General features: G+C 63.0%; 17 protein-coding genes. 10 read left to right on the top strand and 7 right to left on the bottom strand.

Annotated elements, in window-relative coordinates; all coding sequences use genetic code 11:
• The first annotated feature begins 29 nt into the window (after positions 1 to 29).
• The gene (locus LZ538_RS08200; RefSeq protein WP_249831496.1) at positions 30 to 245 is read left to right on the top strand and encodes a KTSC domain-containing protein; all 216 of its coding nucleotides are present in this window, start codon (positions 30 to 32) and stop codon (positions 243 to 245) included.
• Between the two features lie 24 nt (positions 246 to 269).
• Positions 270 to 476, top strand: coding sequence for a hypothetical protein (locus LZ538_RS08195; RefSeq protein ID WP_249831495.1), 207 nt, complete (start codon positions 270 to 272; stop codon positions 474 to 476).
• Here the strand turns inward: LZ538_RS08195 and LZ538_RS08190 are convergent.
• Entirely contained in the window at positions 473 to 1,027 is a 555-nt protein-coding gene (locus LZ538_RS08190; protein WP_249831494.1) for a hypothetical protein, read from the bottom strand. The two genes, LZ538_RS08195 and LZ538_RS08190, sit on opposite strands and share 4 nt — an antisense overlap.
• Before the next feature lie 77 nt (positions 1,028 to 1,104).
• Here LZ538_RS08190 and LZ538_RS08185 point away from each other — a divergent pair, with 77 nt between their 5' ends.
• The 4 genes from LZ538_RS08185 to LZ538_RS08170 all read left to right on the top strand — a co-directional run bounded on the left by LZ538_RS08185 (position 1,105) and on the right by LZ538_RS08170 (position 4,807).
• Complete coding sequence (locus tag LZ538_RS08185; protein ID WP_249831493.1) at positions 1,105 to 1,314, top strand: hypothetical protein; 210 nt, start codon at positions 1,105 to 1,107, stop codon at positions 1,312 to 1,314.
• 108 nt (positions 1,315 to 1,422) lie between these two features.
• Positions 1,423 to 2,706: a homogentisate 1,2-dioxygenase gene (hmgA, locus tag LZ538_RS08180; protein WP_249831492.1), complete on the top strand. Its 1,284-nt coding sequence runs from the start codon at positions 1,423 to 1,425 to the stop codon at positions 2,704 to 2,706.
• Positions 2,703 to 3,989 carry a fumarylacetoacetase gene (gene fahA, locus LZ538_RS08175; RefSeq protein WP_249831491.1) on the top strand — a complete coding sequence of 429 codons (1,287 nt, stop codon included), beginning with the start codon at positions 2,703 to 2,705 and terminating at the stop codon, positions 3,987 to 3,989. The genes hmgA and fahA overlap by 4 nt, the downstream gene beginning before the upstream one ends.
• Before the next feature lie 116 nt (positions 3,990 to 4,105).
• Positions 4,106 to 4,807, top strand: coding sequence for an MBL fold metallo-hydrolase (locus LZ538_RS08170; RefSeq protein ID WP_249831490.1), 702 nt, complete (start codon positions 4,106 to 4,108; stop codon positions 4,805 to 4,807).
• 5 nt (positions 4,808 to 4,812) lie between these two features.
• Here the strand turns inward: LZ538_RS08170 and LZ538_RS08165 are convergent, their stop codons facing one another.
• Together LZ538_RS08165 and LZ538_RS08160 are read right to left on the bottom strand one after the other, a co-directional pair.
• Positions 4,813 to 5,223, bottom strand: coding sequence for a Cif family virulence factor (locus tag LZ538_RS08165; RefSeq protein WP_249831489.1), 411 nt, complete (start codon positions 5,221 to 5,223; stop codon positions 4,813 to 4,815).
• A gap of 141 nt (positions 5,224 to 5,364) precedes the next feature.
• Positions 5,365 to 6,135, bottom strand: a complete 771-nt coding sequence (locus LZ538_RS08160; protein ID WP_249831488.1) for an OmpA family protein — start codon at positions 6,133 to 6,135, stop codon at positions 5,365 to 5,367.
• Positions 6,136 to 6,556: 421 nt separating this feature from the next.
• On the opposite strand from LZ538_RS08160, the gene LZ538_RS08155 reads away from it, so the two are divergent.
• The 4 genes from LZ538_RS08155 (at position 6,557) to LZ538_RS08140 (ending at position 9,011) form a co-directional block, all read left to right on the top strand.
• A complete protein-coding gene (locus LZ538_RS08155; protein ID WP_249831487.1) occupies positions 6,557 to 6,796 on the top strand; it encodes a hypothetical protein in 240 nt (79 codons plus the stop codon).
• A gap of 136 nt (positions 6,797 to 6,932) precedes the next feature.
• Positions 6,933 to 7,607: a DUF3313 family protein gene (locus LZ538_RS08150; protein WP_249831486.1), complete on the top strand. Its 675-nt coding sequence runs from the start codon at positions 6,933 to 6,935 to the stop codon at positions 7,605 to 7,607.
• A 21-nt stretch (positions 7,608 to 7,628) separates the two neighbouring features.
• Complete coding sequence (locus tag LZ538_RS08145; RefSeq protein WP_249831485.1) at positions 7,629 to 7,829, top strand: hypothetical protein; 201 nt, start codon at positions 7,629 to 7,631, stop codon at positions 7,827 to 7,829.
• A gap of 72 nt (positions 7,830 to 7,901) precedes the next feature.
• Entirely contained in the window at positions 7,902 to 9,011 is a 1,110-nt protein-coding gene (locus LZ538_RS08140) for an AI-2E family transporter (RefSeq protein WP_249831484.1), read from the top strand.
• A gap of 3 nt (positions 9,012 to 9,014) precedes the next feature.
• On the opposite strand, the gene LZ538_RS08135 is transcribed toward LZ538_RS08140, so the two are convergent.
• Genes LZ538_RS08135 through LZ538_RS08120 form a run of 4 tightly spaced genes read right to left on the bottom strand, consistent with a single transcriptional unit; the run spans position 9,015 to position 12,031 of the window.
• Positions 9,015 to 9,698, bottom strand: coding sequence for a potassium channel family protein (locus LZ538_RS08135; RefSeq protein ID WP_249831483.1), 684 nt, complete (start codon positions 9,696 to 9,698; stop codon positions 9,015 to 9,017).
• 22 nt (positions 9,699 to 9,720) lie between these two features.
• A complete protein-coding gene (locus LZ538_RS08130; protein WP_249831482.1) occupies positions 9,721 to 10,221 on the bottom strand; it encodes a hypothetical protein in 501 nt (166 codons plus the stop codon).
• 30 nt (positions 10,222 to 10,251) lie between these two features.
• A complete protein-coding gene (locus LZ538_RS08125) occupies positions 10,252 to 11,211 on the bottom strand; it encodes a hypothetical protein (protein WP_249831481.1) in 960 nt (319 codons plus the stop codon).
• Position 11,212: 1 nt separating this feature from the next.
• Positions 11,213 to 12,031, bottom strand: coding sequence for a DUF2092 domain-containing protein (locus LZ538_RS08120; protein WP_249831480.1), 819 nt, complete (start codon positions 12,029 to 12,031; stop codon positions 11,213 to 11,215).
• Positions 12,032 to 12,230: the final 199 nt, after the last annotated feature.

Genomic DNA, 12,230 nt, shown 5'->3' with positions numbered 1-12,230 from the left:
AGCTTTGGGCGTCGGACGTTAAGCCGCGCATGCCTTCAACGGTCATTCGCCGCTTCGTCTATTGCCCCGACAACAGCGAGCTCTGGGTCGAGTTCGTCACCGGTCGCCGCTACGTTTATTCTGACGTCCCGAGCGAGGTGGCCGACGCGATGCGCGGCGCTTTCGCGAAGGGTATCTATTTCAATACGCGCATCCGCGATCGCTTTCCGCACCGCGAAGTGACTCACGAGCATACCGAATCTTAAGGCCGATGACCGATATGCTCGCGCATGATTCCGATGCGCACGAGCTCGGTCTTCAAGAGCCGCTGGATGGCGCTCGTCTGGGCGGCCGGCGTGCTCTGGTTTGCCTATAGCGTTGCCGGCTCCGAGCCTTCCGGTGGAAACACGGCTGCCGAGCAGCCGACCGACGTTACCGGGGCGACCATTTCCGACGAAGACGCCAAGAAGTTCGTCGAAGTCGTCAACGGCCTCTAATCCTTCTCCAGCCACTCCGCCGATTCGATGTGCCAGCGCCGCTGCGCTTCCGTCGAGCCGGGGACATCGTTCACTCTGCGAAGGGTCATTTGCCCTGACCGGTTGAACGCGCTCCCGTCGTTGCGTTTGCCGTAGAGCACGGTCGGAACATTCACGTAGATCGACCCTGCCGCGCCCTCGGGCTCTTCCGGTTTGCCTATCTGGAGATGGACTTCGGCATATCGGCGTAGCTCTTCGGACACGCCGCGGGCGCGTGCGGCGTCGCCCCACAGCTTTTCGGCCTCGGCGAAGCGCTTTTGCTCGATCAGCGCGCCGTAACTTTGCACGACCTGGCCAGCCGCCTCTGCGCTCTTTGGATCGATCGGGCCGTGGGGCTCTTCCAGCGGCTTTCGGTCGTCCGGCAAGCCGCCCTGGGTGCCCGGTGCGGGAGGGGCTGCAGGCGATGGCGTCGGCGCCACGGGAGTCGAAGATTCCGGCTCGGCGGCTGGCTGCTGCGACTGCTGTCCGCAGGCCGCGCAGCTTACGGCCAGCATTGCAATCACTACTCTCATCGCAGTCTCCTCATGGGAACCGCGCACCGCACGGTTCGTTCGTTTCGCAACAACAACGTGCAACAGGGAGAGTTTCCGTGGCCGATAACGATCGGGATGAAGTAGAACGCACGACCGTTGTCGAGACTGGCAACGGGGGCGGAGGCGGAGGCGTGCTCGCCGTCGTCCTGCTGATCATAGTAGTGCTCGTGCTCCTTTATTTGTTCCGCGGCCAACTCGGCCTCGGCGGGAGCGACACGAACATCAACGTCCCAGACAAGATCGACGTCACCGTCAACCAGAACTGACGTCCATTCTTTTCACGCGGGTGGGATGCGAGTCCCCGCTCGCTCGCGGGCGCGGTCTGACGGCCGCGCCCGTTTGAGTTTGCGCTATTGACGCACTAACGCACGCTCATGGCTGATGCCTTTCAATATATGAGCGGCTTTGGCGGTCATTTTGAATCGGAGGCTGTTTCCGGCGCGCTTCCGAAGGGCCGCAATTCGCCCCAACGGCCCGCGTTCGGCCTTTATGCCGAACAGCTCTCGGGAAGCGCATTCACCGCCACTCGCCATGAAAACCGGCGCAGCTGGCTGTACCGGCTTCGACCGACCGCCGACCATCGACCTTTCAGCGCCTATGAAGGCGCAGCTTTATTCGCCGCTCCGCAATCCGCCGAACCGCTGGCCCCCAACCGGTTGCGGTGGGATCCCGCCGATCTGTCGAGCGGGACTGACTTCGTGGACGGGCTCGCGACCGCTCTCCACGCTCGCCAGCCGGAGGATCTGGAGGGCTGCTCGGTCCACCTCTACCGCGCGACGAAGAGTATGGACCGTCGGGTCTTCGTCGACGCCGATGGGGAGCTATTGATCATCCCGCAACAGGGGAGGATCGAACTCCAGACCGAGCTTGGACGTCTGGAGCTTCCTCCAGGATTCATCGGTGTCGTGCCACGCGGCGTGAAGTTCCGCGTCCAGCTGATCGACGGCGAAGCCCGCGGCTATGTCGCGGAAAATTATGGGCTGCCGTTCCGGCTTCCCGATCTCGGTCCAATCGGGGCAAATGGCCTCGCCAACCCGCGCGACTTCCAGGCGCCGATGGCCTGGTTCGAGGACAGCGAGGAACCGACGGAAGTGATCCAGAAGTCGCTCGGTCACCTCTGGACGACCACGCTCGATCATTCGCCGCTCGATGTGGTGGCCTGGCACGGGAACTATGCGCCGTATCGCTACGATCTTGCCAGCTTCAACACGATGGGGACTGTCAGCTTCGACCACCCCGACCCGTCGATCTTCACGGTCCTCACGTCGCCGAGCAATGTGCACGGGCGCGCCAACGCGGATTTCGTGATCTTCCCGCCGCGCTGGATGGTCGCCGAGGATACGTTCCGTCCGCCCTGGTTCCACCGAAACGTGATGAGCGAAGCCATGGGGCTGATCTACGGGGCTTATGACGCCAAGGCGGAAGGGTTCGCGCCGGGCGGCCTCAGCTTGCACAACCTCATGAGCGGCCACGGCCCGGACGTGGAAAGCTGGCGGAAGGCAAGCGAGGCGGATCTCAAGCCCGCCAAGATCGAAGGGACGATGGCGTTCATGGTCGAGACCTGCTGGCCTTATCGCCCGACGCAATGGGCGCTCGACCGAGCCCAGCCCGATTATGATCTTGCCTGGACAGGCTTTCCGAAGGCGCAGCTGCCATGAGCGACGGCTCGATCGACCAATCACTCACCAGCTGGGTGGAAAGCACGGGCGGCGAGACCGATTTTCCGATCCAGAATTTGCCGCTCGGCATTTTCTCAGAGTCGAAGGGCAGGCGCCGGCCAGGCGTCGCGATTGGCGACTATATCCTTGACCTCCCGGCGGTCATCGACCTGCTCGACGAAGGATGGCGGGAGGACCTCACGCAGCCGGTCCTCAACGCCTGGCTCTCGCGAGGACAAGGCGCGCAGCGGGAGTTGCGGTTGCGGCTTGCCGAATTGCTGAGCGATGCGCGCTACCGCGACGACGTGGAGGCCCAGCTGATCGGACGAAGCGAGGTACGAATGCACGTGCCCTGCCTCATCGGCGACTACACCGATTTCTATGTCGGCATCCATCACGCGACCAACGTCGGCAAGCAATTCCGCCCCGACAATCCGCTGCTGCCGAACTACAAATATGTGCCGATCGGCTATCATGGGCGCGCCAGTTCCGTGCGCGCATCCGGCGAGGATGTAATTCGCCCGAGCGGCCAGCGCAAAGCGCCCGATGCGGACCTGCCGGAATATGGCCCAAGCCGTCGGCTGGATTATGAGCTGGAACTCGGGATCTGGGTGGGATCCGGCAACGAGCTGGGCCAACCCATACCGATCGGTGAGGCGAGCGAGCATATCGCCGGCTATTCACTGCTCAACGACTGGTCCGCACGCGACCTGCAGGCATGGGAATATCAGCCGCTCGGCCCGTTCCTCTCGAAAAGCTTCCTGACCAGCGTCAGTCCCTGGATCGTGACCCCCGATGCATTACGACCGTTCCGTAATCGGCTGCCTTCCCGCCCCGCCGGGGATCCGCAGCCGCTCCCTTATCTCGACGATCCGGCGGATCGTGAAACTGGTGGGCTCTGCATCCAGCTTGAGGTGACCCTCGTCACCGACGCCATGCGTGCGGCCGGCATGCAGCCGCACGTCCTGTCCCGCGGCTCGGCCGATACCGCGATGTACTGGAGCGCGGCCCAGATCGTCGCCCACCACAGCTCGAATGGCTGCAACCTGCAGCCTGGCGACCTCATCGGCACCGGGACGCTCTCCACGGACAATGATGAGGGCCTGGGATCGCTCCTCGAAATCAGCCGCGGCGGTAAGCAGCCGATTCAACTCCCCACCGGGGAAGAGCGCAGCTTCCTTGAAGACGGCGACGAGATCGTGCTGCGCGCATGGTGCGAAAGCGAAGGCGCGGTCCGCATCGGCTTTGGCGAATGCGTCGGGCGGGTCGTGTCGGCGGCCTAGGCTGGCGCCAAGTCTCAGCCACGGCGACCAAGGCGCCGATGACGGGTGCTTCGAGAACACAAATGTTCACAGGCATTTCGATCGGCTAAGATGAAGCCCAGGCAAGGGGGCGCACCGTGATCTTTCGCCAGCTATTCGAGCCGAAGTCGTCCGCCTACACCTATTTGATCGGCTGCGAAGAAACGGGAGCAGCGGCTTTGATCGATCCGGTGCTCGAGACGGTCGAGCGCGACCTCGATCTGCTGAGCGATCTCGGCCTGACGCTGGAATATACGATCGAAACGCACATACATGCCGACCACGTCACTGGTGCGGACCGGTTGCGGGCGGCGACGGGAGCCACGGTTGCCGTCCCGGAGCAGAGCGGCGCCGCCAATGCCGACCTTTTGGTGCGGGAGGGCGAACCGATCCAGATCGGACTGCTCAGCTTACATCCGCTCCACACGCCCGGTCATACGGCGGATCATCATTGCTATCTGCTTGAGGCGCCGAGCGCCGCACGCCTGTTTACGGGAGATGCGCTGCTCATCGAAGGTTGCGGCCGCACCGATTTCCAGAACGGCGATGCAGCAACGCTCTATCGCTCAGTGCATGAAAAGCTGTTCTCTCTCCCCGAGGAGACTCTGGTCTACCCCGGTCACGATTATCAGCAGCGGCGGGTCAGCAGCATCGGGCAGGAAAAGGCGCGCAACCCCCGGCTGGGCGGGGGCAAGACGCTCGCGGAGTTCGTGTCGATCATGGCCGCGCTGAACCTGCCCAACCCGAAGATGATGGACGTCGCCGTCCCCGCCAACCTGGAGTGCGGCGAGATCGATTGACGGCGCTAGCGCTGATTGTCCCAGATCATGTGGATGATGCGCCAACCCTGGTCCGGATCGCGGAATAACTGGATCGAATTGATGCCGCGTCTTTCGACGTCTGAATCGTCCGGCGAGCGTCGCGCTTCATAGGCGCTCCACACGTGCGCGATGTTGCCGAACTGGTGGATGCGCCGCGCCGTTTCGACCTCGTAAAAGGCGTTCCTTTCGAAGAAGTCCGATGTGTTCGCGGCATATTCGTCGAGGCTCATGACCAAACGCTGCGGCCGACCGTTCTCGTCAACCCAGGTGCGCATCTGATGTGCGTCGGTCAGGAAGCAATTTGCCTGGCGTGACCAGTCGCGCGGGCCGGCCGGACCGGAAATCATTGCATACATCTCGTCGACAACCGCGCCGATCTGTTCTTCGTCGCTCATACTTACCCCCCGCTGCTTGCCCGCGCTCGCCTAGGCGATGTGACGCGCGCACCGGAACGATTTTCGACGAAGAGCTGAGCCCGTTGCGCGAAGGGGCGCGGCGCCCTCGACGCCGCGCCCCTGCAATTGCTCAGCAGTCGCTTATTGCTTCAGGTGAGCGGCGCTGGTCAGTATGCGGACCGTGACCTTGCGGGCCCCTTGCAAGCTTGCAGGGTCCGGCTTGTCGACGGGAATGTGCATCTCGCCCATCGCCGACGCTCCCAGCACTCGTCCGGGCAGCACCTTTCCGCTCTGCTTGAGATAGTTGATCACGGCCTGCGCGCGGCGATTGCTGAGCTTCTCATTCGCCGCCGCATTGCCTCGCGGATCGGCGTAGCCGAGGACCGAAATCACATAACCTTTATGCGACGCCGCCTTGGAAGCGAGCTCGCGCAGCTTCGTCTTATCAGCCGCGGTAACCACCGCGCTGCCGGTCTTGAAATAGATATTCTCCTCTTCGCGCACGTCCCAGTCGCCCATGCGCGAATAGGCCGACCTCAGCTCGGCCTCGCGTCGCGCCGTTTCCTGCACGCCGGCCTGGATCTGCGCGGCCGTCTTATAGTCTTTCGCCTTATACTCGATGTCGTTCGCGGCGCCTGACGCGTCGAGGTCGATGTGGACAGGCAAGCCAGGGATCAGCGCGGTCGTTGGCACTTCTTCCTTCTGACCTCCCAATGGTCCGGATACGGACCGCACGCGGGTAGACGGGGGCAGGGCGATGGTCTTGTCGCCCGCCGGCGTTTTCACGGTCAGTTGCCCGTTCTGGTTGGTGACAATAATGCCGTCGAGCTGTGCCTGCGCCAGCACCGGCGTTGCGAACAGCGCCGCGGCCGCGGTCCCCACAATCAGCAAGCGCATTCCCCGGGTCGTCATGTCCCATCTCCTCGATCTAACTGCGCGATGCGCACCGAGAGCGGGTTAGGATTCGTCGGGAGGGCCATCCATCAGGAGAAACCCGCTCGGATGCGAGGGCTTTTCATGATCGCAGGAGGGCGTAGGGATCAGGGCAAGTCATCCCCCTGACTATGGAATGTACGTAGGGACTCTCAGCAGCTTGTTGCGGGGCCGTAGCAGGAGGAAAAGGATGCGCCGGCTTGAAGGCGCGCCTCACCTCCCCAGAACCCCAGGCGGGCCTTCGCCGGTATGTTTGTGTCATAGCGCATCGTGGAAACTTTGGCGTTCGGCAGCCGTTAAGGCGCCGCCAGTTAGCGATTCGGAATTACGTGGCTGGCCATTGGAGCTGCAGCGCTCGAGGGTTCGTTTCTACAGCCAATCGTGAGCGTAGTGAGGTGCGATGGATAATTATCGCAATTCCGCCGCCGAAGCGCAGCCACAGCGCCACGATCCGGTATCGGTGGCGGCAAGCCTTCGCGACGACTTCAGCGGGCTGATCGCAATCTTCGACCGTCACCTCTCGAGACCGCTCGATGTCGATGGTGAGGTGCGCCTGGCGCTGTCAGAAGCCAAATGCGCTGCGCAGCGCGGGCATGATCTCAGCAAGCGCCTGATGGGCCTTCTTCGCCAATCGATTTGATCGCGGGCAAACCCCGATCCGAGTGACGCGCTTCCGAGCGCGCGCGGAGGAGCACTCCTACAGATTTACGCTGATCGACTTGGTCCCGCTTTGACCTGAAAACGCCCTCCTCGTCTTTGTGATTGAGGAGGGTTCTGTGAGGCTCCCGCCTGTCGCGATCGTTGCAGCAAGCGCGCTACTTGGCGCGGGTGCATCCGCGGTTGCCAAGGCACCCACCACTTGGGACGGTCTTACCCAGGTAAAATCGAAGCGGCTGGATCTCGTCTACCTGCAGCCAGGCGCTGACTTCCGCGCCTACAGCAAGGTACTGGTCGAGCCCACGGAGGTCGCTTTCGCGAAGAACTGGCAGCGCGACTACAACAGGTCCACGCGCCAACTTGGCGCACGCGTTTCGGACAGCGAAGTGCAGCGGACGATCACGGAGGCGGTCAAGGCCGCGAACGACATATTCGCGCAAAGCTGGACCAAGGGCGGCTACGCGGTCGTCGACACACCGGGACCGGATGTCATGCGCGTCAAGACCGGCGTCGTGAACATCTGGGTCAACGCGCCGGATCGCCCGACAGCCGGCCGCTCCTATTCGTTTTCCGAGGAAGCTGGGCGCGCGACACTATTTGTCGAAGCGCGCGATTCGATGACGGGAGCGCTTCTCGGCCGCGCCGTCGATCAGCGCATCGTCGGCGATAACATGACCGCGTGGCGGACCAGCGTCAGCAATCGGGGCGACTTCCGGGACCAGGTGCAGCATTGGGCAGACATCAGCGTGCGCGGGATGGCGGAGCTCAAGGCGCTTTCGCCGATCAAACCGTAGCGCAAGGATGAGGGAGGACTCATGTCGAAAGCAGCAAATCTAATTGCGGGAATCGTTTTCCTGATCGTCGCGGCGGTGTGCCTTTATCGGCTCCTTTTCTATTTCCCGATCGACATAGGCGGTCAGCGCGTCGGGCAGGTCGCGACATTCTTCGCGCTGGTCATCTCGGCGGCGCTTTGCCTCATTCTCCTCCGTGGAGGGCTCGCCGGCGACCGGCGCTGACGGAACGGACGGAGACGACGGTCGGGAACAATCCCGATACTTCGAGAGCGAGGGAGGCCTAGGGTGGCGGCCATGGCGGAAAAGACAACAGGCAAAACGACGATCGGCGGAGTTGTCGAGATCATCCTTCCGCTGCTCATCCTGGCGTTGCTAATTGCGCTTTGCGTGCAGCTGCTGGTGCCGTTCGTCGGCCTCCTGATGTGGACGATCATTCTCGCGGTCTGCTTCTACCCGGTGCACAAAAGACTCAGGGCCCGCGGAATGAGCGACCGGCTTTCCGCAAGCATCATCGGAATTGGTCTTGCCGCACTGATCCTGGTGCCGACTGCTATCGCGGCAATCAGCGCGGCGAGCTCTGTACCCGCGCTCGTCGCAGGTCTGCGATCTGGCGAGCAGCACGTACCTCCGCCACCCGCGAAGCTTGCCGACGTTCCGCTGGTCGGCGCGAAAGTGCACGCGGCGTGGGCGCAAGCGGCAAACGACATGCCGGCTTTCGCCAAGCAATTCGGCCCGCAACTTGCGAATTTCACCAAATGGCTTGTCGGCGCCGCAGGCGGAATGATCGGCGCGGTCCTTGCGCTTCTCCTGGCGGTGATTTTCGCGGCGATCACGCTGGCCTATTCGGATGCTGCGCGCGCGTTTATCCGCTCGGTCTTTGCTCGGGTGACCGGCAGCCGAGAAAAAGGCGATCATTATATGGACGTGATCGGCGCTACCGTGCGTTCGGTCGCGAACGGCGTCATTGGCGTGGCCTTCGTCCAGGCTCTCCTGTGCGGAATCGGCTTCTTCCTGGTCGGCATTCCGGGCGCGGGAATCCTGTCGCTTCTCGCCATGGCGCTGGGCGTCGTGCAGGTGCCAGTCGTTATCGTGACGCTGCCGGCGATCATCTACGCCTTCGCGGTCAAATCGACCACGGTGGCTATCATCTTCCTCGTCTGGTTCATCATCGCGGGGCTGAGCGACGCGGTGCTCAAGCCGCTCATGATCGGTCACGGGCTCGAGGTGCCGATGCCCGTCATCCTGCTCGGCGTGATTGGAGGCGTGATCGCTTACGGGCTCGTCGGCCTGTTCATCGGCGCGGTGCTCCTCGCCGTTGGCTACGTGCTGTTCCGTGAGTGGCTGGCCGCGACGCCCGCCGCGACGAATGCCAAGGGATCGGGGACGCTTCAGGCAGCTGAGTAGGGCTTACCGTCCGCCTTTCTGAGGCACGAACAGGCCGATGAGGCGCGCCACCATCACTGCCAGGTAAAGCTGTCCGCCTATCACTTCGAAGGTTGCTACGCCGCGTGCAATGTCCGTGCGCGGCAGGAAGTCGCCATAGCCGAGCGTCGCGAGCGTGACGAAGCTGTAATAGACGGCCGTTGTCTCGGTCGTGGGATCCGGTCCTACCAGGCTTCCGGGCCAGAAACCCTCCAGCGACCAGTAGATCTGGCCGAAGAAGATGCCGGCGAGCAGGTAGGTGCTCAGCGCCGCGTAAAGGGTCTCGCGGTCCACGGCTCTGGAGCTGACGACGAAGCGCAACGTGGCGCCGGCCGCGGCAAGCCCCGTCAGTCCCACGAGCACGAGCAGGACCCCTGAATTTACTGGCAGGTAGCCGTAGTCGGCGGCGAAGCGCGCGGCGACCAGCAGCGCAACGCCAATGAACAAAGCGTGCCGCGTCGCCTTGGTTGCATTCGGCATCACTGCCGCGAACAGGCACAATCCGAGCAGGAATTTGATCAGGAACACCGGGAGCCCGATGGTGGATGCGGCCGGCATCACGAGCAAAGTCAGCAGCAGCGCATAGAAGAGAACAGTGTAGCGAGACGTATCGTAGGCGCGCCAGAACCGCGTGTCGCGGATCATGCGCCTGTTGGTATGGGTAGCCATTTCGATTGGCGCCCGGGCGCGCTCACGCGAGCTTTCGATACAGACGCACGATCAGTTCCTCGACGATCACCATCGTCACGACGACGATGATCAGCCAGATGATCCCGTGCCACAGGCCTTCGAAATGAATGTCCTTCCCGAAGACGAAAGTCAGCGCTTCTAGGATCACGAACTTCGATCCGAACAGGATCAGCCAGGCGCAGAAGAATTTGGCGGCGGTCCAAGCCGCGCCGGTCTTGCCCTTGAATTTCGCGAGGATGCGGTGCTCCGCAACGATCGTCGCCTTGAGCAGGATCTGCAGCACGAACGCGGCGAGTGCGGCCGTCGTGAACGTGTCGACATAAACCTTGTCGGAAAACTCGTTGAAGAGCCCGAGAATGAGAAGATCGACGAGCGCGCCGACGAAGAAAAGGACGAACAGCCGCTGCCGGTCAGACGGCAGGGTCGCCTCCGCCGGCAGGAGATCATGGACTATCGAGTGGCGGCCCACATTTTCATGGGCCGCCGCGACTGCATCGCTCACGTTAGAACTCTCCCCCAATAACGAGCGACGTTACTGTTGCACCGTCACGGAAGCTGGGTCGGGCACCGACACGTAAACGACCGTGTCGCCTTCATATTGCGGCTGATAATAAGCGCCGCCGCAGCTGTAATAGGTGTAAGTATGATACGGATACGGCGAGCAGGCCGGCGGCAGCGCGTAATAAGCTGAGCCATAAGCGACCGCTGTAGCCCATGCCGCCGTCGCGCCGATCGCGATGCCGGCTCCGATCGGATAATCGCCCCAGCCGTCCCAATCGCCCCAGCCGCCATCGATGTCGATGTCGTTGTTGATGTTGGTGTTGCGATTGAAATTGTTGTTGCTGCCGATGTTGTTGTTGTTGCCGCGGTTCCCGCTCCCGACCTGGTTGCGGCCACCGCTTGGGCGCTGACCTGGCCGTCCCGCGCCGCCGACACCGCCGACGCCACCTGCGCCGCCCACACCGCCGACGCCGCCCACACCCCCGGCTCCGCCGACGCCACCGACACCGCCAACACCGCCGGGCTTGCCTGGCCGGCCTGCACCGCCAACGCCACCGACGCCTCCGGGCTTACCGACGCCACCGCGCCCGCCGACACCGCCGGCTCCGCCGACACCGCCTCGGCCACCGACACCGCCAACACCGCCAACTCCTCCGCGACCGCCAACGCCACCACCATAGGCGCCTGCTGGGCGGTTGCTCGGACGGCTATATCCGCCTGACGGGCGGCTGTAGCTTCCACCCCGGCTGAAGCCCGATCCGCCGCCGCCGCGGCCAAAGCTGCTTCCGCCTCGGCTCATGCTGCTGCCGCCTCGGCTGAAGCCTCCGCCTCCACCCCGGCTCATGCTGCTGGATCCGCCACGGCTGAAGCCGCCGCCGCCGCGACCGCCTCCGCCTCCGCGTCCTCCGCGGGCTTCGGCTTCCTGGACTGTATAGGCTGCAAGGCTCACGAATGCGCTGAGCATCGCGATGCGGAAGAAACGACCGCGCATGTTACTCTCCCGGTCCCTGATAGGTTGCGAGCTGGATCTTCTTCGAGTTCGCGTCGGGCACGAACGTGAAGTCGGCGTCGGAGTAGGTGGGGTTCACCTTCCATGACAGCCGCGTGATGAAGGTCGGACGTGCAGGATCGTTTCGATCGACGATGACCAGCTTCCTTGGAAGCGGCTGGTCGCCCTGCTGAATCCAAACCTCCCAATCGACGTCGGGTTCGCGGAATGCATAATGGTCCGTCTCGAACCCGTCGATCGTCGCTGTGCCGACCTTGTAGCCGGACTGCAGCGCCTTGATCCGCTCGTCGTCTCCGTCGGATCCCCAGCGGAAGAGATCCTCGAGCGGAAGCGAGATGCCGAACTTGTTATAGATCGTCTCCAGCACCTCTCTGTTCGTCGCGGGCGCTGGAACGCTCGCGTAATAGCCGAGCTTGGGCGAGTAGACCGTGAATGTCTTGCCGTCGTAGATGAAGCGCCGGCTCTTGATGTCGCTGTTGTAATCCAGGACGAAACCGTTCGGCTTGCGGATCTTGTAATCCGTCGTCCCATCGAGCTGGATTCGCTGCCCGTTGTTGGTGACGACGTCCAGGCTTCCGACGCCATGCGCTTCAAGCGTTGTTGCGCCTCTCAGGAAATTGCCCATGTCCTTGAGCGCGTCGACGGCATTGTCCTCGATCACGCCCTCGTTCGCCACTGGATCTGACTGCCCCGAACGTGGCATCGACATACCGGATTCCGGCGGCGCCTGCGCGATCGCACTTTGCGCGCCGGCAACGCTGAACAAGCCGAATACAATTACCGTGTGGCGGAGATACTTCATGCGGCGCTCCCCAAGGCTGACGGGATTTGTCCAAACCGACTAACACCGCGCCGACGGCGCTCTCATCGGGTGAACCCCTAGGTCTCCGGGGGTAACGCTTCTGATACGTTCATATCTCGGTAGGGGGGCGAGCGCCGTTGGTGTAAGCTACCGTAAAATTTGGGAACCCCGCACCGCGGGTCGCCACGGCGTGTGGGTT

Source organism: Sphingomonas hankyongi, from assembly GCF_023516575.1.
Classification (GTDB): domain Bacteria; phylum Pseudomonadota; class Alphaproteobacteria; order Sphingomonadales; family Sphingomonadaceae; genus Sphingomicrobium; species Sphingomicrobium hankyongi.
The sequence above is the reverse complement of the archived record's forward strand: the minus strand, read 5'-3'. Positions and strand labels throughout refer to the sequence as shown.